Annotated in this window: 17 protein-coding genes; 2 read left to right on the top strand and 15 right to left on the bottom strand. The window is 65.6% G+C overall.

Annotated features, from left to right (window positions below; genetic code table 11):
• Positions 1-125 precede the first annotated feature (125 nt).
• The gene (gene smc, locus ACFMO3_RS02600; RefSeq protein ID WP_376788878.1) at positions 126-3,710 is read right to left on the bottom strand and encodes a chromosome segregation protein SMC; all 3,585 of its coding nucleotides are present in this window, start codon (positions 3,708-3,710) and stop codon (positions 126-128) included.
• Positions 3,711-4,166: 456 nt separating this feature from the next.
• Between smc and ACFMO3_RS02595 the strand changes: the two genes are divergently transcribed.
• Positions 4,167-4,964 carry a DNA methyltransferase gene (locus tag ACFMO3_RS02595; protein WP_376788877.1) on the top strand — a complete coding sequence of 266 codons (798 nt, stop codon included), beginning with the start codon at positions 4,167-4,169 and terminating at the stop codon, positions 4,962-4,964.
• Here the strand turns inward: ACFMO3_RS02595 and ACFMO3_RS02590 are convergent.
• From ACFMO3_RS02590 to ACFMO3_RS02580, 3 genes are all read right to left on the bottom strand, one after another.
• The gene (locus ACFMO3_RS02590) at positions 4,927-5,271 is read right to left on the bottom strand and encodes a hypothetical protein (RefSeq protein WP_376788876.1); all 345 of its coding nucleotides are present in this window, start codon (positions 5,269-5,271) and stop codon (positions 4,927-4,929) included. The two genes, ACFMO3_RS02595 and ACFMO3_RS02590, sit on opposite strands and share 38 nt — an antisense overlap.
• Positions 5,272-5,448: 177 nt before the next feature.
• The gene (locus ACFMO3_RS02585) at positions 5,449-6,915 is read right to left on the bottom strand and encodes an LCP family protein (protein ID WP_376788875.1); all 1,467 of its coding nucleotides are present in this window, start codon (positions 6,913-6,915) and stop codon (positions 5,449-5,451) included.
• A 49-nt stretch (positions 6,916-6,964) separates the two neighbouring features.
• Entirely contained in the window at positions 6,965-8,659 is a 1,695-nt protein-coding gene (locus ACFMO3_RS02580; protein ID WP_376788874.1) for an NYN domain-containing protein, read from the bottom strand.
• A gap of 152 nt (positions 8,660-8,811) precedes the next feature.
• Here ACFMO3_RS02580 and ACFMO3_RS02575 point away from each other — a divergent pair, with 152 nt between their 5' ends.
• Positions 8,812-9,228, top strand: coding sequence for a ribonuclease HI family protein (locus ACFMO3_RS02575; protein WP_376788873.1), 417 nt, complete (start codon positions 8,812-8,814; stop codon positions 9,226-9,228).
• Between the two features lie 141 nt (positions 9,229-9,369).
• Here the strand turns inward: ACFMO3_RS02575 and ftsZ are convergent, their stop codons facing one another.
• The 11 genes from ftsZ to mraY all read right to left on the bottom strand — a co-directional run bounded on the left by ftsZ (position 9,370) and on the right by mraY (position 21,430).
• A complete protein-coding gene (gene ftsZ, locus ACFMO3_RS02570; protein ID WP_376788872.1) occupies positions 9,370-10,476 on the bottom strand; it encodes a cell division protein FtsZ in 1,107 nt (368 codons plus the stop codon).
• A 92-nt stretch (positions 10,477-10,568) separates the two neighbouring features.
• Complete coding sequence (ftsA, locus tag ACFMO3_RS02565) at positions 10,569-11,795, bottom strand: cell division protein FtsA (protein WP_376788871.1); 1,227 nt, start codon at positions 11,793-11,795, stop codon at positions 10,569-10,571.
• Between the two features lie 40 nt (positions 11,796-11,835).
• Positions 11,836-12,549, bottom strand: a complete 714-nt coding sequence (locus ACFMO3_RS02560; RefSeq protein WP_376788870.1) for a cell division protein FtsQ/DivIB — start codon at positions 12,547-12,549, stop codon at positions 11,836-11,838.
• A gap of 11 nt (positions 12,550-12,560) precedes the next feature.
• The gene (locus tag ACFMO3_RS02555; protein ID WP_376788869.1) at positions 12,561-13,760 is read right to left on the bottom strand and encodes a D-alanine--D-alanine ligase family protein; all 1,200 of its coding nucleotides are present in this window, start codon (positions 13,758-13,760) and stop codon (positions 12,561-12,563) included.
• Positions 13,705-14,694, bottom strand: a complete 990-nt coding sequence (gene murB / locus ACFMO3_RS02550; protein WP_376788868.1) for a UDP-N-acetylmuramate dehydrogenase — start codon at positions 14,692-14,694, stop codon at positions 13,705-13,707. The genes ACFMO3_RS02555 and murB overlap by 56 nt, the downstream gene beginning before the upstream one ends.
• Positions 14,694-16,127, bottom strand: coding sequence for a UDP-N-acetylmuramate--L-alanine ligase (murC, locus tag ACFMO3_RS02545; protein ID WP_376788867.1), 1,434 nt, complete (start codon positions 16,125-16,127; stop codon positions 14,694-14,696). Before murC ends, murB begins: the two co-directional genes overlap by 1 nt.
• Before the next feature lie 68 nt (positions 16,128-16,195).
• A complete protein-coding gene (locus ACFMO3_RS02540) occupies positions 16,196-16,720 on the bottom strand; it encodes a CvpA family protein (RefSeq protein ID WP_376788866.1) in 525 nt (174 codons plus the stop codon).
• Positions 16,717-17,871 carry an undecaprenyldiphospho-muramoylpentapeptide beta-N-acetylglucosaminyltransferase gene (gene murG / locus ACFMO3_RS02535; RefSeq protein WP_376788865.1) on the bottom strand — a complete coding sequence of 385 codons (1,155 nt, stop codon included), beginning with the start codon at positions 17,869-17,871 and terminating at the stop codon, positions 16,717-16,719. Before murG ends, ACFMO3_RS02540 begins: the two co-directional genes overlap by 4 nt.
• Positions 17,789-19,018 carry an FtsW/RodA/SpoVE family cell cycle protein gene (locus ACFMO3_RS02530; RefSeq protein ID WP_376788864.1) on the bottom strand — a complete coding sequence of 410 codons (1,230 nt, stop codon included), beginning with the start codon at positions 19,016-19,018 and terminating at the stop codon, positions 17,789-17,791. Before ACFMO3_RS02530 ends, murG begins: the two co-directional genes overlap by 83 nt.
• Positions 19,015-20,391, bottom strand: coding sequence for a UDP-N-acetylmuramoyl-L-alanine--D-glutamate ligase (murD, locus tag ACFMO3_RS02525; protein WP_376788863.1), 1,377 nt, complete (start codon positions 20,389-20,391; stop codon positions 19,015-19,017). The genes ACFMO3_RS02530 and murD overlap by 4 nt, the downstream gene beginning before the upstream one ends.
• Before the next feature lie 16 nt (positions 20,392-20,407).
• Positions 20,408-21,430, bottom strand: a complete 1,023-nt coding sequence (mraY, locus tag ACFMO3_RS02520; RefSeq protein WP_376788862.1) for a phospho-N-acetylmuramoyl-pentapeptide-transferase — start codon at positions 21,428-21,430, stop codon at positions 20,408-20,410.
• Positions 21,431-21,479: the final 49 nt, after the last annotated feature.

The raw sequence follows: 21,479 nt of genomic DNA, 5'->3' as shown, positions 1-21,479 counted from the left end.
CGAGCAAGGAGTCGCACAAGCTATAGAGGCGTTTTTCGAACCACCACCGGAAGAGGAGCTTGCCAAATGGGACGCTGAGGGGGACATCGAAGGCGCCTTGTCCAGCCCCCGAGGGAAAGCCGCCCTCATTTCGCCATCATCCTCTCCGCTTCCTCCAGGCGGAGGCTGAGAACCTGCGAGGCGCCATCCGGACGCAAGGTCACCCCATACAGGACATCGGCAACCTCCACAGTGCCCCGGTTGTGGCTGATGAGGATAAACTGGGTCCGCTCCGAGAGCCGGCGGATCATTTCCCGAAACCGCCCGATGTTCGCCTCGTCCAGCGCCGCGTCCGCCTCGTCCAGGACCACAAAGGGCGAAGGGCGGACTTTCAGGAGGGCGAAGATGAGGGCAGTGGCGGTCAGGGCCTTTTCTCCCCCGGAAAGCATCATGAGGCTCTGGGTTCGCTTCCCGGGAACCCGCACGAAGATCTCCACCCCGGCTTGATCCCAACTCTCCGCCGCGGTGAGCGTCAGGCGGGCGTTGCCGCCTCCGAACAGCTCAACGAAGGTCTCCTTGAAGGCGCGCTCCACGGCCCGGAAGGTTTCCCTAAACGCCTGCTGCATCCGCTGGTCCAGCGCCACGACTGTCTGCTGAAAGGAGGCCGCCGCCGCCTCCAGATCCGCAACCTGGGCCGTAAGGAAGGCATGACGTTCCTGCAGCGCAGCGTATTCAGACGCCGCCTCCGGGTGGATCGGCCCCAGGCGTCGCAACGCCTGACGGAGGGAGTCCACCCGCGCTTCCAGCGTCTCCAGCGGCTCCGCCGCTTCGGCCTCCTGGATCCATGCCTCCAGATCCATCTCGGAGTCATCGAGGTGACGCCACTCCTCCCGGAGGGTCTGTTCAAAGGCGTGGACCTCCCCCTCCCAGCGCACTACTTCCAGTCGGGCGGCGTGGACTTGCTCCTCCAGCGATCGGCCGGCTTCCCTGAGCTGCTCCACCTGCTTCCATGCTGCTTCGAACGCCGATTCCGCTTCCAGGAGCTCAGCCATCGCTTGGGCCCGCTGCGCTTCCATATCCTGCAGGCGGGCGGCGAGCTCCTGGCGCAGACGCTGCAACAGCTCCCGCTCCCCCTCCAGGGCCGCGCGCATGGCATCGTCCGCTTCCATCGAGCGCCTTGCCTCCTCCGCCTCCACCGCCCGCATGGCCTCTTCATGCTGGGCGATCCGCTCCTCCACCCGACGGCGCTGCTCTTCCAGCCACCGTTCCTCCGCCTGCAGACGGGCCATGTCCGCCTCGATCAGCTCGAGGCCCAGCGCGGCGATGGCCCGGTTGACCTCTTCCCGCGCCGCCTCCAACGCCCGGTGCCCCTCCTGGAGCGATCCCAGGCGGCGCCCCAGCTCCTCATATTCCGCCTCCATCTGCGCCCGCTGCGGATCCCCTGCCGCGATATCGTGTTCCAGCGACGACAGCGATCGGGCGATGTCCTGAAGCTCCGCCTCCAGCGCGTGGATCCGACGCTGCAGCTCCTCCCGACGGGCCTGGGCAGCCCGATATGCTTCCTCCAGAGCCACCCACTCCTCATGGACCTGTTTCCAGTGGGCCAGGCTCGCCTGGAGGGCCTCTTCGGCCTGACGGGATGCCTGTCGGGCAGCTTCCAGCTGTTCTGGAAGCGATCGCCACGCCCACTCCTGGGCCAGCCACACCACCTCGGGAGCCGTGTATCGGCCGATCCACAGGATCCCCTCCCCTCCGATCCGCTCGCCATCCCGGGTGAGGATCTGCGCCGCGCGGGGCATCCGGGGCCAGAGGGCGACCGCCTGCTCCCAGGTATCCGTCAGCCATATCCCTTCCAGATGGCGCTCCAGCCAGGCCTGCAGGCGAGGCTCCCGCGCCCGCAGGACCGCTATCGCCGGGCGAGCCGGAAGGGCCGGCCTGCCTGTGGGGAAAGCGATCCCCTCCCGGATACGCCCGCGAATCCCTGGCCTCCGCTCGACGCGCAACGCCTCCAGGACCACCACCGGGAGGCTGCGGCGAACCCAGGGTCGGAGGGGCTCTAGGGCCGCTGCATCCCGAACCACCAGGGCTTGGAGGAGCGGTCCCAGCATCGCGGCCGCGGCCGTCTCCCAGCCGGGCTCGATCTCCAGGAAGTCGATCAACCGGCCCACCACTCCGGGGAGGTTCGCTGAGAGCAAGGCCTGCAGATCCGTGTCCCCCCCTTCCGGTTCCGCTCGATGGCGAAGAACGTTTTCTAGGTAAGCCTGCCAGTAATCCTGCCGAGCGCGGGCCTGAGCGGCCGCCTCCCGGGCCCGTTCCACTTCCGCCTCGACTTCATCCAGCTGAAGGCGGACCCGGGCGCGCTGGCGCTCCAGCTCCTCCAGGGTAGAAGATACGGCGCGCAGCTCCTCGCGGATCCGCTCCTGCTCCTGAAGCCGAGCCGTCTGCTCCTGGATCTTGTGGGCGCGCAGCGCCCTTTGCTGGGCGGCCCACTTTTCCAGCTCCGCAAGGGACTCCTCCAGCGCAGCCCGGCGGCGAGTGATCCGGGCATTCTCTTCCTCCAGCTGGCGCAGGGCCTCTTGAAGCGCCGCGCGTTGCCGGCGTAGGTCCTCCGCGCGCCCGCGCCGCTCCTCGTAGAGGGCCTCCAGGGCGTGCCGCCGCTCCCGGAGGGTCTGGAGCTGGCTTTCGAGCGCCGCCTGTTCCGCCTCCAGCGTCTCGCGCATAGAGGCCAGGGCCCTCCGACGGGCCTGGAGGGCTTCGTATTGCTCCCGACGAGCTTTCTCCTGTTCCACGAGCGCCTGAAGTCCCTTCTCCACAGCCTGCAGCTGCTCCTGGATCGCGGCGGCTTCCTGCTGGAGCTTTTCCCGCGTGGCTTCCAGCTCGGCCAGCGTCGCCTGGAGGCGGCGGATCCGCTCCCGGATCGCCAGGGCATGCTGTTCCGCGAGGGCCTGGCGGTCCTGATGCTGGGCCCATTCAGCCTCCGCCTCCGCCAGAGCCTGGCGGGCGGCCTCCAGGCTTTCCCGGAGCCGGGCCATCCGGCGGGCGGCCCAGCGGCGCCACTGTTCTTTGAGCTGAGAGCGGAGCGCCTCATACTGGCAGGCCCGTTCCGCGTGGCGGCGGAGGCTGTTCATCCGCGGGGTGATCTCCGCGAGCAGATCGCGGACCCGGGCCAGGTTCTGCCGGGTGGCCTCCAGGCGCCGCAGCGCTTCCTCGCGCTTCATGCGGTAGAGGGCGATCCCTGCTGCCTCCTCGAAGAGCGCCCGGCGCTCCTCCGGCCGCATCCGGAGCACCTCATCCACCACCCCCTGCCCGATCACCGTGTAAGTCCGCCGTGCCAAGGGAGTGGACCCCAGGAGCTCCTGGATGTCCCGCAAGCGCACCCGGTTCCCGTTCAGCAAGTATTCGCCTTCCCCATCCCGGTAGACCCGGCGGGTGAGGGCGATCTCTGTGAATTCCAGCGGGAGCGCGCCATCGGTGTTATCGAAAATCAGGGTAACCTCCGCCATCCCGGCGCGGGGCCGCTGATCGCTGCCCGCAAAAATCAGATCCTCCCCCCGCCGGACCCGGAGGGTGGAGAGGCTCTGCTCCCCGAGGACCCAGCGGATGGCCTCCGCGATGTTGCTTTTGCCGCTCCCATTGGGGCCCACGATCACCGTCACCGGCCCCGGGAACTCGAGGCGGGTGGGATCGGCGAAGCTCTTGAAGCCATGCAGCTCGATCGCCTGGAGTCGCACCGGATCCCTCCCTCCGTGGACTTGTAGGTCCTAAAACGAGTTTTAATTATAGTGAAAAAGGACGCCGCTGACCCTTTTATCAGGACATTCAGGGCCGAACGGGCCCAACGCTATAGCGCATGCGCCTGGAATCGGAGGATGTGCGCACTCTGGGCAGCCTTGGCGGACTGGATCGCGTTCCGTGGGCCGCGGGACACGAGAGGAGAGGCGGTGGAAATTCTGCGTGATGGAGGCCAAATAAGGAAGATTCCACCCCTCCGGCGGGAGCCACGCAGGGAGCGAACAGAATCCCTCAGGTCTTGTCCCCCCATGGGTCTGAATTTACCATAATTAGGAGGCCGGGATCGCTGAGACATGGCTTCCGGGTCGCGTGCTGCAGAGGGCAGATGTCCGTCGCCTGCCGCGCTCCGGGCGGGGCCTGGAGACAGCCGTCGGACGATGGAGATGAGGAAAACGATGGCGATCCACGATCTGGATCTGGAACGTTGGGAGGAATACGAGGACATCCTCACCGACAGCCTGTGGCTGCTGGGCCCCCGGGCCAACCATGGGATGCACACCCCGGAATACTGGGGCAACTTCGTCCCCCAGATCCCCTACCAGGCCATGCGGCGTTTCACCCGTCGAGGGGAGCTGGTCATCGATCCCTTCGCCGGGCTGGGCACCACCCTCATCGAGGCGAAACGGCTGGGCCGCTTCGCCATCGGCATCGAGCTGGTCCCCAGCGTAGCCGAACGGGCCCGCCGGCTCATTGGCCTGGAGGAGAACCCGTATGGAGTTCAGACAGAGCTCCAGATCGGAGACAGCACGGATCCCGCCACTGTAGAGCGCGTCCGGGAGACGATGGCCTGCTGGGGGTTCTCCGGCGCCCAGCTGCTGATCCTGCATCCGCCCTATCATGACATCATCCGGTTCAGCGCCGACCCGCGCGATCTCTCCAGCGCGCCCACGGAGGAGGCCTTCTATGAGGCCTTCGAGCGAGTGGTGGGAAATTTCGCCCCCCTCCTGGACCGGGGGCGGTTTCTGGTGCTGGTGATCGGGGACAAATACACGCAGGGGGAATGGGTGCCCCTGGGCTTCCGGACCATGGAACGGGTGCTGCGGCACGGGTTCCGCCTGAAGAGCATCTGCGTCAAAGACATCCAGGAGAACCGGGGCAAGCGCGGCCAGTATCACCTCTGGCGCTATCGCGCCCTCAAGGGGAATTTTTACATCTTCAAGCACGAATATGTGATGTTCTTCGAGCGGAAATGAAATAGGGAAACCCGCTATCTATCACCCTTTCCGTCTCCGCCTGCGCCGGGCCGACGCCGGCGGCGCCCACCTTTCCCACTCCCGCCGCGCCAACGGTGGCGCCAGCATCCAGCCCCACCCGACAGCCCTCGCCTTCCCCCGTTCCCTCTCCGACGTTCCCGGCAACAGCGACGCGGACCCCGACCGCCACCTCAACCGTCTCCCCTTCCCCACCTCCGACGCCGGCCTTCACCGCCACCCGGATGCCCCGACCGACGGCCGCGCCGGAGATCTCCTCGGATACCCTACAGGGAATCCCCGGCGCCAAACGCCTCTATCCGGCCTACCCCACCGTCTGCATCCCACCGCCGCCGCTGGACCTGAACTGTAAGGACATCCCCTACCGTAACTTCCTGATGGGGCGGACGAGAACCCCGCAGGCCATGCCTCCTGATGTCGGCGAATTGATCCACCAAACAAATGCATCCCCGGAGCGCTGGCGTGCCTATCGGACGCACGGGTTGAAGTCATCCCCCAACCAGACCCGATAGGGGGCTTCCGCGCCCGGCTCAAGGGAAACTTCGAGACGGGACCTCGGCAGCCGGAAGGCCCGCAGGAGCGCCGAAGCGGCCGTGGAGGATCCGGCGGAGCTTGTGGCGATCACCCGCGTAGGCTGTCCATCCGGCGCCGCCTCCACCATCCGGACGGCCTGAAACCCGGCCTCCCGCAGGATCTCCGCGGCCATCTCCCCATAAGAGGGATTCCCACTGGCGTTGATGATCTCCACTCGCGCAATGGGCAAAGCTTCTGCGAGCAATGGGCCCAGCAGGAATTGCTCCAGGTAGGAATACGCCTGCTCCGTCGGCAGGTAAACAAACAGATTGCTCCCCACAGTGGTGGAGATCATGCGGGGAGCCAGAACCGGATGCAACCATCCCCGGGCGATGCGTCTCCGATCCAGGCGCGCCCCGATGGAAGCCAGCCAGAGCGCTTCCTCCAACCCCAGATCTGTCTGCACCGTCTGGCGGATCCCGGACCAAAGGGATGGGACGCGCCAGAGCCACCCGCCTTCCTTCATGCGATCCAGCAATCCTTCCAGCACCTGCTGCTGCCGGCGCGAGCGGTCGAAATCGCTGGTCGAATATCGGGACCGCATATACCACAGGGCCTGCTGGCCATCCAGATGGTAACGGCCCGGCGCGGGCAGGGCGAGTGTGCCGGTAATCGCCGGGTTGTCGGGATCGGGGAACACATCATACAGCGGGCATCGGACGTTCACATCCACTCCGCCCAGGGCGTCGATGATCGTCCGCATCCCATCGAAATCCACCAGGGCATAGCCGTGAGCGGTCAGCCCCAGATTGTAACGAAGCGTATCCTGAAGCAGGCCATAGCCCCCACCCGGATAACGGGCCAGCTCCCCATGGACATAGGCGGTGTTGATCTTGTTGAGCCCCCAGCCGGGGATATAGACCCAAAGATCCCGCGGGATGCTGAGCAACCGCACCGAGGGCTCATCCGGATCAATCGAGACAAAGAGGATCGTATCCGTTCGCCCGATCCGCTCCCCAGGCTGCCGATCGCTCCCCAGCAACAGCAGGTTCACCCGTCTGGGCGGAAAGGCCAGAGGCGGGCGGGGCTCCGGGATCCCCTCCAGGCTTCCCCGAGAGACCCCGGGAAGGGGAGTAGGGGTGACTGCCCATCGGGCCGGGAAGGCTGGAGTGGGCGTTGATGGGGGCGGGACAGGGGTGAACGTAGGCGTGGGCATGGAAGGCGGCGTCCCGGTGGGTTGAAGGGTGGGCGTGGGCCCCGAAGATGAGGTGGACGCAGACCGCTCGAGCCCATTAAGCCCATGCCCAGGATTCCCAGGCGGTCGATCCGTCAACATCCCCTGGCTCATCCAGATCAAGCTCTGGGCAATCATCATGAACCCGATGAGGACAAGCGCTCTTCCCAACCAGCGGATGGACATGGGGATTGCCTCCACAAAACAGCGTTGGCGACAGCGGACAGAGCCCTACCTAAGATGTGGAAGAGATGGAGGCTTCCTGGATCTGCCCTCGCAAGAACATCTCCAGCGCCTCCTTCTGCGCCTCTCCCGCCTCCACCCCTGCCAGCTGCTCCAGCAGCCATCCGATGATCGCCGGGTTCAACCGCGCCACCTGAGCCACCCACTCCCGGGCCCGCCCGGCCCGGTAGGGATCCGGATCATGGAAAAGCTCCAGCAGACGTCGAGCGAAAGGACCGGAGGTCACGGGGACCTGATTATCGAAGAAAGCGGACAGCGCGTAATGCAGCATGAAATCCACCAGCCCGCGGAGCTTCTCCCATACCGGATCCCCCGGGATCATCAGGGCGATAAAGGCGTGATAATAAGGGAGGGAACCGGCGAAGTCCCGACGATAGTTGAAAAGCTCTCCCGCCTGCACGGAGCAGTAGCTGGCCGCCCGCCAGCGGATCTCATAGGGCCCAATTCCCGGAGTGCGCATCTCCCACAGATCCAAGGTCATCCGCAGAGACTGCAAAAAGCGCTCCCGGGCCATTGGGAAGTTTCGATCTCGCCGGTAGCTCATCCCCTCCTCAAACAGCGCCCGAGCATCTCCCAGGGAAGGGGCAAGCCCCGACGGATAGGTGACGCCGGCCAGATCCGCCCGCAGGGCCTCAAACACCGGACCCCGCAATGGATCCTCATGCGGGATCCAGCGGAAGGTCCCATTCTCCGCCGCCAGCAGGCCTTCCCGCGCCATGCCGCGGAGCATGGCTTCAACTTCTACCGCAGGAAGCCCGAGGAGGAAAGCCAGCGCTTCCAGTTCCAGCTGCCAATTCGCCATGCCCAGAAATCGGATTAGACCGCCCTCCGCCGCTTCAATAAACCGCTTCAGGCCAGCAACCCGCACCCCATGAATCGGGGTGAAGAGCGAAGGCGGAAGGGATCCGAAGGAGAGCCCGGAACCCAGGAGCAGCAACCATCCGAGCTCCTGACGGCCGCCCGCCTCGATCTCCAGGCCCTCCCAGTTCGTTCGGTCCAGCCATCGAGCCAGGGTGAGCTCGGCTATCCCTGCCCGCAGAGTCTCGAAAAGGCGGGTCAACCCCATCCGACGGAGGGTGGGCTCTAGCAACACGAACCCCCAATCCTGGAGATACCGGCGGTAACGCTCCGCGGTTCCCACGATCTCGGAGGCTGAAGCGGAGGCGGATGGCTTGGGGACAGACGCAGAAGGAGCTGGGGCCTCTCCCGCTTCCGGCGCAATCAGCGTGTCATAATAGATGAACTCATCGCACAGCGCAGGGATTAAATCGCTGGTCGCCCCCTGCACGCCCACGCCGATCACGAACCGGCCATGCTCCCGGAGACGAGTGATCAGGCTGGAGAAATCGCTGTCCCCGGAGACAATCACAAATGTCTGGATCTCCGGACGGGTGAACAGGCTCTCGATGGCATCGATAGCCATACGGACATCCGCCCGGTTACGGGCAAGCTTGTGGCCGTAGGAGTAAATCTGAACCAGATCCACCCCATGCCGGAGCAGCTCATCCCGATATTTGGTGAAACGGGACCAGTCGGCGTAAGCGCGCTTCAGGACCGGACGCCCCCGTCGCCCCAGCTCCGCAAACAAGCGCTGGAGATCCAGCGTGTAATACCGGCTTTCCGCCGCGGTGGCGATGTTCTCAAAGTCGATGAAGACCGCCATTTCAGGCCGCTCGCGACGCGCCATGGTGGTCTCGAAAGCATGGGTTTGATGGGCTCCCGTCTAATTAGCCCGCGAGAACCATATCGCGCTATTCATCATAACCTCAATTCCGGCGGATTGTCCGGAGGGTGCGCGAAAAGCAGTAATCCACCATTCCTCCATGCGGAGGCCTAGCCATGCCACGAGCCGCAGCTCCGGATTATGTGATCATCTTTGACGGAGGAAGCCAAGGCAACCCGGGCCCCGGTTACGGATCCTACATCATCCGAACCCGGGATGGGAGGGAGGAGCGACGCCGACTGAATTTCGAGGAAACCATGACCAACAATGAAGCGGAATACCGGACACTGATCGCCGCCCTGGAGGACCTGATCGGCCGGATCGAGGGGATCGGAAAGGATCCTTCCGCCTTCACCCTGGAGATCCGGGGGGATAGCCAGCTGGTCCTCGCCCAGCTCCAGGGGACCTTCCGGGTGCGTGCCCCTCATCTGCGCCCTCTCCAGCAGGCAGCCCGTGAGCGCCTCAGCCGCTTTCAAAGGGTCCGGCTGGTCTGGCAACCTCGCGCCGCCTCCGCCTCCGAGCTGGGGCATTGAGGCATACATCTCCTCCCTCCCCATGCGGAGCGAGGGCTGAGGCCACCAGGCTCGAAGCGGAAAGACGGGACGGCGCCTGTCCGGCGGCCAGGCGGGCAGCCTGCGGGAGACCCGCTCGACCATCCAAGCCCCCAATGGATTTCATCCACGTCGTCGCAGGAAGGCCGGTATGTCCAGATCGCCCTCATTGAAGCTGCGGTCGCTGAGAGGACGCCGAGCCTCCTCCGAGCGCAGGGGGCTGGACTCCGTGCGCCCCAGCGGCGTGGAGGTCGGGGCGGGACGGCGGCCCTGGAGGGGCGGGCGCTCGAACCCGGTGGCGATCACGGTGATCCGCACCCGTTCCTGCATCGCCTCATCGATGACCGCGCCGAAGATGATGTTGGCCTCCGGATGAGCCGCCTGACGGATGATCTCCGCCGCCTGATGGACCTCGTAAAGGGTGAGATCAGGACCCCCCGTGACGTTGAACAGGATGCCCCGGGCCCCATCAATGGTGACCTCCAGAAGCCGGCTGGAGATGGCCTGCTGGGCGGCCTCCACTGCCCGGTTCTCCCCCGAAGCCTCCCCAATGGCCATCAGCGCGGCACCGCCCTCGGCCATGATGGTGCGCACATCGGCGAAATCCAGATTGATCAGACCGGGGACGGTGATCAGCTCACTGATCCCCTGGATGCCCTGGCGAAGCACTTCATCGGCCATTCGAAAGGCTTGCATGAGGGTCACCTTCTTATCCGTGATCTCCAACAAGCGATCATTGGGGATCACAATGAGAGTGTCCACGCTCTCCTTCAGGCGGTTAATGCCCTCCTCCGCGGCCTTGGCCCGCTTCGGGCCTTCAAAGGAGAAGGGGCGGGTCACCACCCCGATGGTCAGGGCGCCCACCTCCCGGGCGATGCGGGCGATCACCGGGCTGGCGCCCGTCCCCGTGCCGCCCCCCATCCCTGCCGTGATGAACACCATATCCGAGCCGCGGAGCGCCTCGTAGATGAGATCCGCCGACTCCTCTGCGGCCTTGTATCCAATCTCCGGGTTCCCCCCTGCGCCCAAGCCACGAGTGACTTTCTCCCCGATATGGATCCGGCGATCGGCTTTGGCCAGGGAGAGAGCTTGCACATCGGTGTTGACGGCGATGAACTCCACCCCCCGGAGCCCCTCCTCGATCATGCGGTTCACGGCATTGCTGCCCCCGCCGCCCACGCCCACCACGCGGATTTTGGCCGGCGTCTGACCCATCGCCATCGCCTCCATCGTCCACCTCCTCGCAGCAAGGTTCCTGATCAGCCCGGGCTAGAGAAAGAAGGCCTCGGGCGGAATTCCCGATCCGGAAGCGCGGGCATGCCCTACCCAGGCAACATCTCCCGGAAGATCCCCTGCAGGGTCCGCCAGAGACGCCCCAGCCATGAGTCCCCGGACGGAGAATAGCCAGTGCTGGCATCCATCCGAAGGCCCCAGCGGAGCAGGCCCACCGCAGCCGCGAACATCGGTGAACGGAGGGTCTCCGCCAGCCCTCCCAGATCCCACGGCATGCCCACGCGGACGGGCATCCCGGTGACCTCGCGGGCTACCTCCCGGATCCCCGGCAGCAGAGCAGTCCCTCCACAGAGGACCAGCCCGGCCGGGAGCAACCGCTCGTAACCTGAAGCTCGCAGATCTTTCAGGATCAGCTGGAAAATCTCCTGGACCCGCGCCTCGATGATCTCAGCCATCTCCCGGCGCGAAAAGATCAGCGTGCCGTTCTCCCCGAAGCCCTGGACCGTGATCTGCTCTTCCGGCGCGATGGCCTGGACCGCCGCATGGCCGTATTGGACCTTGATCGCTTCCGCCACCGTGGCCGGGACGTGCAGGCCATAGGCCAGATCGTTGGTGATGTGCTGCCCTCCCACCGGGATCACCGCGGTGTGCGCGACGCTCCCCTCCACAAAGACCGCCAGATCCGTCGTCCCCGCCCCGATATCCACCAGGGCCACCCCCATTTCCCGCTCACCCTCCGTGAGCACCGCCTCGGCCGAAGCCAGCGGCGAGAGGACGAACTCTTCCACCCCGATCTGGGCGGCCTCGATGCACCGTCGCAGATTAGTCAACGGGCCCACCTGGGCGGTCACGATGTGGACCTCCGCTTCCAGCCGGAACCCATACATCCCCAGGGGATCCCGGATCCCCTCCTGGCCATCGACGATGAAAGCCCGCGGGAGCACGTGAAGGATTTCATGGGAATGGGGGATCGCGATGGTCCGGGCGTTCTCGATCGCCCGCTCCACATCCGCCGGGCTGATCCCCCGATCCCCCCGCATCACCGAGGCGGTGCCCTTACTGTTCACCGAGGCCACATAAGGCCCGGCGATGCCCACGATGGCCCGTCGGATCTGATAGCCGCTGGTCCGCTCGGCCTTCTCGATCGAGGCGGCGATCGCCTCCGTGGCCTCCGCGATGTTCACCACCACCCCCCTACGGATCCCCCGGGCTGGGACGACCCCCACGCCCAGGATGCGGAGCATCCCGGCTTCATCCGCCTCGCCCACCAGCGTGCAGATCTTGCTGGTGCCGATATCCATCGCGACCAGCGTCATGGGATATGCCCTCGCGCGCACGGGAAGAGACCTGCCCGATTCATTGCGGTGGGAATCCAACCGCCGGGGCCTCCGGGACGCGCAAATCCAGATAGGCGGGGCGCTGGCCCTGAGCGGTGAGAAGATCGCGCATCACCCGCCACACCGCCGCGCGCGTCACCATGGATCCGTATTCCCCCAGCAGCACCGGCCAGCCATATGGATCAATGAAGGAGAACCCCCGGCCTACTTCATATCGGAAAGCCTGGATCTCCGGGAAGGCCTGGCCCAGATCCTGCATGCGCGCCCATAACCCCGGATCCACGCCCTGGCCCGGGGCAGGGGGCGGCAGGCCATCAACCTCCAGCCGGCGCCGGGCTTCCACGGCCTCCCCTTCCACGACATGACCGCTATCATCCAGAAGCACTCGCAGATCCCCGCTCACCCACTCCCAGGGGGCCTGCCCTTCCACGACAAAAAGGGTGCAGAACGCCGGCCATCGACAGCGCACCGTTGCGTCCTTCAGGGTGGGGAACTGACGGCGGACGGCAGCAGCGGCTTCCGCCGGGTTCACCCAAAAAATGTGCAGGCCGTCGATCCCGCTGGCGGCCGCCAGCGCCTCCGGGGAGAGCCGGTGGGCGCCCGCCACATCCAGCCGGGTGTAGAAGACATCGTGAAGCAGCAAGACCCCGCCGGTCATGGCCCAGAGCAACAACAGCCCCCCCGCCACCAGCCGGGAGCCCACCGGGGGGAGGGCCCAGATGGCCACCGCCATCCCCGCCGGGCTCACCGAGCGGAAGGTCCGCCCTCGCCTTCTTGTGGCGCGCCGCTGGCGCGACGGGAGGAAAGCCATGTCCACCCCTCGTAAGCGATCACATCCCGCTGACGATCCCGATAGCGCTCCAGCGCCAATTCGATGAGCCGATCCAGCAGCGCCGGATACGGCAGGCCGCTGGCCTCCCACAGGCGCGGATACATGCTGACCGCCGTGAACCCCGGGATGGTATTGATCTCATTGACCACCAGCTCCCCGGTCTCCCGGGAGAGGAGGAAATCCACCCGCGCCATCCCCCACGCGTCGATCGCCCGGAACGCCTTCAGGGCCAGGGAGCGGATCCGCTCCGCCAGCGCCTCATCCAGCGGGGCTGGGATCACCAGCTGGGTTCGATCATCGAGATACTTGGCCGCGTAGTCGTAAAACTCCCCTGCCGGGATCACCTCCCCAGGAACGGAGGCGATGGGATCCTCGTTTCCCAGCACGCTGACCTCGATCTCCCGGGCCGCCGGGATCGCCCGCTCCACCAGCATCTTGCGGCCATAACGGGCGGCCTCCGCCAGGGCGGCCGGGAGCTCCTCCCGCCGCTTCACCTTGGAGACGCCCACGCTGGACCCCAGGTTAGCCGGCTTGACAAAGCACGGAAACCCGAGCTCCTGCTCGATCCGATCCATCACGCCTTCCGGATCCCGCTCCCATTCCCGCCGGAAGATCACGATATACCACGCGACCGGGAGGCCATGGGCCCGGAACACATCCTTCATCACCGCCTTATCCATCCCCACCGCCGAGGCCAGCACCCCTGCCCCCACGTAGGGGATGCCCGCCAGCTCCAGCAACCCCTGGATCGTCCCATCCTCCCCGAAAGGGCCATGGAGCACCGGGAAGATCACATCCACCTCCGGGATTCCTTCCGCCTGGACCCCTGGGATCAGTTCTCGCCGCCGGGGAACCGGCGGGGAAATGATCGATTCCGGCTCCACAATGGAGGGCGTCCCCAGCAGATCGGCCATCGTCACCGCCCCGCCGGTCAGGGCCTTCATCGGATCCCCCCGGGTGAGCCAACGGCCCTCTTTGGTGATCCCGATGGGAATCACCTCGTATTTCGTCTTGTCCAGCGCCCGGATCACCGATTGAGCCGACAGAAGACTCACCTCATGCTCCCCGGATTTCCCGCCGAACAGCACACCCACCCGAATCCGCCGTTTCATCCTCCCACTCCCCGACGAACTCGATCTCCGGCTCCAGGAGCACACCGAACCGTTCCCAGACGCAGCGCTGAGCTTCCACCATCAAGGCCCGCACATCCGCGGCCGTGCCGTTTCCCTCATTGATGAAGAAATTCGCGTGCAGCGTGGAGATCACGATCCCTCCCCGCCGAGCCCCTTTGAGGCCCGCCGCCTCAATCAGACGGCCAGCGTAGTCCCCGGGCGGATTTCGGAACATCGATCCGATGCTGGCTCCGCCCGGCTGGGTGCGCCGGCGGTAAGCATTGAAGGCTGCCATCCGCTCCAGAATCGCCTCCGGATCCTCCGGTCGAAGGAGGAAACGGGCGGCGAGGACCACCGGCCGCGGCACGGTCGGCCATGTCTTCAGCCGGCTGGTTCGATAACCCAGCCTGAGCTGCTCAGCCCTCCAGGTCACAATGCCCTCTTCCGGTACCAGCAAATCCACCGATTCCAGACAGCTCGCGATGTCTCCCCCATGGGCCCCAGCGTTGCCCACCACCGCTCCGCCCACCGTGCCCGGAATCCCGATCGCCCATTCCAGGCCGGACCATCCCCGTTCGGCGCACAGCCGGGCCAGGGTGGGCAGAAGGGCACCGGAAGCCGCCCACACCCGCCCATCGGCTTCCAAGCGCAATGCCCGCGCCCGGTTCAGCACCACCAGCCCCCGCACCCCACGGTCGGCGATGAGCACATTCGAGCCCCCACCCAACAGGGTGAGGGGGATCCCATCGGACCATGCGCTCTGTACGACATCGACCAGGGCCTGGATCTCCTCCACGATCACCAGGGCATCCGCAGGCCCGCCGATCCGGGATGTGGTGAACCGAGCCAGCGGGATATCCCGATACAGGGGCAGTCCCCATCGTTGAAGAGCCGCCGCCAGAGCCCGGCCGGTGATGGCCATGGAATCCGACATCATCCTCCCTCCGCGGGATGGCTCAGGAGCGCCAGCAGCCGCTCCCCGATCCGATATCCATCCCCTGCCCCCATGGTCACCACCACATCCCCCGATCGAACGTGTTCCCGCAGATAAGCGACCACGGCGTTGAAATCGGGGAGACAGCGAGCATCCGGATGGCTCATCCGCCTCACGATATCCTCGCTGCTCACCCCAAGGGTATCCGTCTCTCGAGCCGCATAGATCGGAGTGAGAATGACATGGTCGGCGTCTTCGAACGCCTGCGCGAATTCCTTCAGCAACGCCCGCGTCCGGCTGTAGGTGTGGGGCTGGAACACCGCCCAAATGGAACGACCCGGGTAACGGTCGCGGACCGCCCGGAGCGTGGCCCGGATCTCCCCTGGATGATGGGCATAATCGTCGATGACCAACACCCCGCGCGCTTCCCCTTTGATTTCAAACCGCCGCGCCGTGCCCGGAAACCGACTCAGCGCTTCCCGGGCGATCGCCGGAGGGATCCCTACCGCCTCCGCTGCGGCCAGTGCCGCCAGGGCGTTCAGGCCATGGTGGTGCCCGGGGACGCGAAGGGATAGCTCGCCGATTCGGCGATCCTCCCGGTGGATTTCAAAGCGGTCCACCGTTACGGGGCGGGCCCACCATCGGGCGGGAGGCCCCCATCCATATCGCACCACCGATCGCCCCCGTGCCTCCAGGAGATCCGCCAGACGACGCGCCCCAGCATCCGCATCGCACACCACAAAGATCCCATGGAGTGGCACTCGCTCCGCAAACGCCACAAACGCGTCGAAGAAGGCCTCCGGCGTCGGGTAACAATCAGGATGATCGTGCTCGATCGTTGTCACCACCGCGACCTGCGGCTGAAGCCCCAGGAACATCCGGTCGTATTCATCAGCCTCCACAATCCAGAGATCCCCCCTGCCCGCCCGCGCGTTTCGATTCAGGCCCTGGATCAGACCGCCGACGATAAAGGTTGGGTCGCGGCCAGTGTCCATGGCGATCCAGGCAAGCATGGCCGTGGTGGTGGTTTTCCCATGGGTCCCAGCCACTGCAATCCCAGTCCGCTCCGCCATCAACGCCCCGATCACCACCTCCCGCTTGACCACCGGTCGACCCTGCGCCTCCGCCGCGCGGACCTCGGGGTGATCCGGCGGAACAGCGGAGGACCGCACCACCACCTCGGCGTTGTGGACATGGGCGGGATCATGACCCAAATACACCGGAACGCCCATGGTGCGCAGGATCTCTACGAACGGTGAGGGGGAGCGATCACACCCGCTCACCGCATATCCGAGCTCATGCAGCACCGTCGCCAGGGCCGAGAGCCCCGCGCCGCCGATGCCGATCAAATGAAAGGCCATGCCAGGCCGCAGCCGGATCATCCCGATCCCCCCGACGGCATCCCGGATCTCGAGAACCGCCTCCTCCATCATCTTCCGGTGGAAAAGGCCCCCGCCTCATGAATCCCTGCTCCCCATCCTGAGACCACTACCTGAAACCATTAGAGATAAAAGACCAACAATGCGAACAGCGCAATCAACACCATAAAGTAAAGCAGCGGCGGCTTCATCACCGCAGGGGGCATCCAGGGCAGCAGATCCATCATCGGGCTATTCGGGCCCGGGGGCTGAAGGATCTCGGGAAAGGGATAGCCGGTCTGGTGTAGAAAGAACAGGATCGAGCCGACGATCAGCCATCCGTTGATCGCCCCCGCGGCGAAGCCGGCGATGATCTCGGTGCCTTTCTCCCGTTTCGCCCGGCCAGCCAGCTGAATGGAGAGCGCCGGGCCAGCATATCCCAAAATCGCGGCGATGGCGACCGCAGTGGTCTCAACGAAAAAACTAGTGGCCGGATCCCGGGTAAACGATTCCCATATCGCCGGCGCGAATTGCTGCAGCAGGCTGAAGAAAAACATGATCCCCACGATCGAAGCGCTGACCAGGATCTCCTTGGCCACCCCCCGCAAGGCTCCGATCAGGGCGAATAGGGCCACAGAGGCCCAGAAGACCGCGTGCAACGCGATCATCCCCCCCTCCCGACCCCGAGTCCTGCCGGAATGGAACCGTGAGCTTTCATCCACTGCATCACCAGGGCCGCCAGGCGTTCCGCCGCCTCCGGCCGGGCCAGCGCCGCCATCCGATGGCGCATCTCGCTCAAGCGATCCGGACTGCGGAGAAGACCCCGCACCACATCGCCCAGCCGTTCCTCGATCTCTTCATCCGGGACCATGACGGCGCCCCCATGTCGGACCAGGTAGGCCGCATTGCGTTCCTGGTGGCGTCGCACGTAAGGATAGGGCACCAGCACCGCCGGCAATCCGAATAGGGGGAGCTCTCCCAGCGCGGAGGCTCCTGCTCGGCACACCGCCAGATCCGCCATGGCCAGCGCCTCCCCCATCTCTTCATCCAGATACGCTACTGGCTGGTAACGAGCCCGGCGTTCAGGAGGCAACGTCGCTCGCCATTGTTGCATCCCTTCCAGATCGGCAGGCCCGGTGAGATGGAGGACCTGGGCCTCCGCCGTCAGCGCCTCCAGATGACGGGCGACCGCCTGATTCAACCGGCGGGCGCCCCGGCTTCCCCCAAACACCAGCACCACTGGAACCTCCGGGGCAAACCCCCAGCGGGTGAGTCCCCGCTGTCGGGCTTCCTCTCGGACCCGGGCCGCCTCCACCAGCGCCCGGCGCACCGGATATCCCGTGACCACCACCGATCGCCGCGGAAAGGCCTCCCCCGCTTCCGGCGCGGTCACTGCCACCCAGGCCGCCCGACGGGCCAAAATGCGGACGGCCAAACCAGGCTCGATGTCCGGCAGGTAAACCAAAATCGGAACCCCCGACCATGCCGCAGCGAGGGCGGCCGGGATCGATACGAAACCTCCCGTGGTGAACACCGCCTGGGGGCGTCGCCGGCGCATCTGCCCCCAGGCCTGAACCGCCCCCCGAAGCGTCCGCCAGAGCCCCTTCAACCCCCGACGCCAGCCCATTCCATACACCCCGCCCGCTTCCACGGGAAGGAAGGCATAACCGCGGGATGGAATCAGGCGGGCTTCCATTCCATCCCGCGCGCCCACCCATGTCAGCTCCAGATCCGGATCAGCGGCCTGAAGCGCCTCCGCGACGGCTAACGCCGGGTAGATGTGCCCGCCGGTCCCGCCCGCGGCGATCCAGATCCTCATCCCCTCGCCTCCTGGCGACGCTGAGCAACATCCCTGCCCCCATCAGCTCGCTGAGCAGCGCGGAGCCGCCGTAGCTGATAAATGGAAACGGGATCCCGGAGAAGGGAATCACACTCGTCACCCCGCCCAGATGGATCAACCCCTGCCATGCGATCCACAGCGTCACCCCCAGCGCCAGCAGACCCCCAAAGGCATCACGGGCATGTCGAGCCGTGCGGAACCCCAGGAACACCCAGACGCTCAGCAGGCCGATCACTCCGATCACCCCTGCAAATCCGAAAGCCTCCCCAATCACCGCAAAAGCGCTGTCCGAATGGGGAAGGGGAACTTGGCCGCTGAGGACATAGAGGCTCGCCCCCGGCCCCTTCCCGAAGAGACCCCCGGAACGGATCGCCTCCTGGACCATACCCACATGCCCTGAAGCGCCCTCCGGGGCGCTCAGGGCTCCCAGGTAATCCAGCAACCGCACCATCGCGTGGGGATGGATCTGGAGCAGCGCCCCGAACACCCCAGCCCCCAGCGCCAGCCCCAGCAGTACCTGAACCCAGGTGGCGCCCGAGGCCACGAACATCCAGGCGGCGACTATTCCGATTAACAGCCCCGTCCCCAGATCCGGCTGCAGGAAAATGGGGATGACCACCGTGCTGAGCACCATCAGGAAGGGGATAAACCCTCGGCTGAGCTTCCGTAGACGCTCGCCCTTGGTGGGCAACCAGGTGGCCAGATACAGGATGATAATCGGCTTGACGAACTCGGAGGGCTGGAAGGAGCCGCCCGAGAAGGCCCGTCGGGCCCCCAGGCGTTCCTCTCCCACAACCAGCACAGCGACCAGAGAGGCCACCCCCAACAGCATCAGGGGAATGGAGAGCCGCTGGAGGCGATGATAATCCACCCGCCACAGCCCCAGAAGAGCGAGAGCTCCCACCAGCGCGGCCCCAGCCTGACGCCGGACGAAATAAAACGGGTCATTGAAGACCTGGCGCGCCAGATAGTAGGTGGCGCTGTAAATGAGCAGCAGACCCAATAACACCAGAACGGCCAGCAGGATCAGCAACCCCAGCTCCAGAGAGGTGATCCCGGGCAACAGCGTCAGGGTCCCGCTTTGGGGAACCGACTGCTCATACCACCTTCTTCGCGCCGTGGTCATTCCAACGTCTCCACCAGCTGACGGAAATGGGCGCCGCGCTCTTCGAAATCTCGATAGGCATCGTAGCTGGTCCCGCCCGGCGACAGCAACACCACCTCCCCAGGGCGGGCCAGCCGGGCAGCCAGCATCACTGCCTCCTCCAGCGTGCCCACTCGCTCCACCCGCTCCAGAACTGCCTCCCCCAGGCGAGCGCGAGCCGCCTGCACGGCCTCCACAACCCGATCCCCCATCTCCCCGAAACCGATCAGGATCCGTACCCGTCGGACGATATCCCGGGCGGCCTCGTCCCAGGGAAGCTGTTTATCCCGCCCGCCCGCCAGCAGAATCAAGGGCTCGTCAAAGGCCTCCAGCGCCACCCGCACGCGCTCCGGGGTCGTGGCGATGGAATCGTTCACATAGCGCACCCCGCGCACCTCCCGCACCAGCTCCAGGCGGTGGGGCACGCCGGAGAAGGTGATCGCCACCTCCCGAATGGAATCGATGTCCACCCCCAGGCTGCCGGCGATCACGGCCGCTGCCAGGAGGTTCCACCAATTATGCCGGCCCCGCAGGCGCACCTCTTCCACCCGACAAATCGGCCAGGCATCCGCTCCCAGGCGCAGGAAGAGAGTCTCCCCTCGAATGAAGGCCCCCCGAGCGACCTCCCGCTCCCGGCTGAAAAACCGCACCCGCCCCCGCACCGCCGCCGCCAGAGATCGGGCGTTGGGATCATCGTAGCCCAGCACCGCAATGTCCTCGACATCCTGGAAATCCAGGATCCGCTGCTTGGCGGCGATATAGGCTTCCATGGTCTTGTGACGATCGAGATGATTCGGGGTGATGTTCAGCACGGCGGCTACCCGCGGGCTGACCGTCATGATCTCCAACTGGAAGCTGGAAAGCTCCAGCACCACCCGATCCTCCGGGCCGATCTCCTCAACGGATTCGATCAACGGGTTGCCGATGTTCCCGCCCACCCACGTTCGAAAGCCCGCCGCCCGGCACATCGCCCCCACGAGGGCCGTCGTGGTCGTCTTCCCGGAGGAGCCCGTGATCCCCGCTGTCCATCCCCGGCAGCGCTCCAGGAACAGCTGCGCATCGTTGGCCAGAGGGATCCCCCGCCGGATCGCCTCCTGAACGATCGGGATGTCCAGGGGAACACCCCCGCTTAGACAGAGGAGATCGCAATGCTCCAGCAGCGAGAGCGGATGATCCCCGAGCACATAACGGATCGGCAGGCCTTCCAGAGTTTGCAGGAAGCCCTGAAGGCGCTCGGCCGGCTGGCGATCGCTGACGGTGACCTCCGCGCCCTGCCGGACCAGCCAGCGGGCCAGTGCCGATCCCTGCCGGCCCAGCCCCAGAATCACCACACGAGCACCGGCGAGATCTCGCATACCGGTATCTTGATCCTTACAACAGCGCCAGCGCCACGCCGATCATGGCCGACCAGATGGCGATCAACCAGAACCGCTGCACCACCTGGGTTTCAGACCATCCGAGCAGCTCGAAGTGATGATGGATCGGGCTCATCCGAAACAGCCGCTTCCCCCGGGTCCATTTGAAATAGGCCACCTGCAGGATCACAGAGAGCGTTTCCACCACCGGGATCAGCGCCACGATGGGCAACAGGAGCCACTGGCCGGTCATCAGCGCCACCACCCCCAGGGTCGCCCCCAGGGCCTGGGAGCCGATATCGCCCATGATCAGCTGCGCCGGATGGGCGTTGAACCACAGGAACGCCAGACACGACCCCACCACGATGAAGGCGAATGTCGCCAGATAGATCTGCCCCTGGAGATAGGCGATCACACCGTAGGCGATGAAACTCGTCGCGATGATGATCCCGGCCAGACCATCCAGGCCATCGGTGAGGTTCACGGCGTTCGCCGAGCCCACGATGATGAACACCGCGATCGGAAGGTAGAAGAGCCCGATGTCGATCTTCTGTGGCACGGTGGGGATGGCCACGCTGCGCAAGCCCATCCCAAAATGCAATACCAGCGCCAGGGCGGTGCCGAGGGCGATCTGGATCGGGAATTTATGACGGGCCAGAAGCCCACCGTTCCCCCGCACGCCCATCCAGTCATCCACCGCTCCCAGCGCCCCGAAGGCCAGCATCGCCGCCACCGGCACCAGGATCGAACGCCCGATCAGCTGATCCCCCGGCCATCCCATCCGCCTCAGGAACACCCGTCCTGCCTCGGTGTTGGCGATCAGGTTACCGATGTTCAGGATTATCGTCAGGACCACGACCGGCACCACGATCATCAGGCCGCCCATCGTGGGCGTCCCCATCTTCACCAGGTGGGTTCGTGGTCCCTCGATCCGGATCTTCTTCCCGATCCCGTTCGCCCGCAGCCAGTGGATCAGGGGTGGACCCCAGACGACGGCCAGCAGAAAGGAAAGGCCTCCCATGAACAACGCCTGCGCCACAGAGGCACCTCATCGGTTAAAGTATGAGATATGGTTTCTCCCTTCCCCT

This window comes from Thermoflexus sp. (assembly GCF_042408815.1).
Taxonomy (GTDB): domain Bacteria; phylum Chloroflexota; class Anaerolineae; order Thermoflexales; family Thermoflexaceae; genus Thermoflexus.
The sequence above is the reverse complement of the archived record's forward strand: the minus strand, read 5'-3'. Positions and strand labels throughout refer to the sequence as shown.

Excerpts from the sequence above, each read along its gene's own strand:
- ACFMO3_RS02580 (WP_376788874.1), bottom strand. The coding sequence starts at position 8,659 with ATGGCGCGTCGCGAGCGGCCTGAAATGGCGGTCTTCATCGACTTTGAG.
- ftsA (WP_376788871.1), bottom strand. The coding sequence starts at position 11,795 with ATGACGCTGGTCGCGATGGATATCGGCACCAGCAAGATCTGCACGCTG.
- murC (WP_376788867.1), bottom strand. The coding sequence starts at position 16,127 with ATGATGGAGGAGGCGGTTCTCGAGATCCGGGATGCCGTCGGGGGGATC.
- ACFMO3_RS02555 (WP_376788869.1), bottom strand. The coding sequence starts at position 13,760 with ATGAAACGGCGGATTCGGGTGGGTGTGCTGTTCGGCGGGAAATCCGGG.
- murD (WP_376788863.1), bottom strand. The coding sequence starts at position 20,391 with ATGCGAGATCTCGCCGGTGCTCGTGTGGTGATTCTGGGGCTGGGCCGG.
- ACFMO3_RS02585 (WP_376788875.1), bottom strand. The coding sequence starts at position 6,915 with ATGTCCATCCGCTGGTTGGGAAGAGCGCTTGTCCTCATCGGGTTCATG.
- ftsZ (WP_376788872.1), bottom strand. The coding sequence starts at position 10,476 with ATGGAGGCGATGGCGATGGGTCAGACGCCGGCCAAAATCCGCGTGGTG.
- murG (WP_376788865.1), bottom strand. The coding sequence starts at position 17,871 with ATGAGGATCTGGATCGCCGCGGGCGGGACCGGCGGGCACATCTACCCG.
- ACFMO3_RS02540 (WP_376788866.1), bottom strand. The coding sequence starts at position 16,720 with ATGATCGCGTTGCACGCGGTCTTCTGGGCCTCTGTGGCCCTATTCGCC.
- murB (WP_376788868.1), bottom strand. The coding sequence starts at position 14,694 with ATGTCGGATTCCATGGCCATCACCGGCCGGGCTCTGGCGGCGGCTCTT.
- ACFMO3_RS02575 (WP_376788873.1), top strand. The coding sequence starts at position 8,812 with ATGCCACGAGCCGCAGCTCCGGATTATGTGATCATCTTTGACGGAGGA.
- ACFMO3_RS02530 (WP_376788864.1), bottom strand. The coding sequence starts at position 19,018 with ATGACCACGGCGCGAAGAAGGTGGTATGAGCAGTCGGTTCCCCAAAGC.
- ACFMO3_RS02560 (WP_376788870.1), bottom strand. The coding sequence starts at position 12,549 with ATGGCGGTGGCCATCTGGGCCCTCCCCCCGGTGGGCTCCCGGCTGGTG.
- ACFMO3_RS02595 (WP_376788877.1), top strand. The coding sequence starts at position 4,167 with ATGGCGATCCACGATCTGGATCTGGAACGTTGGGAGGAATACGAGGAC.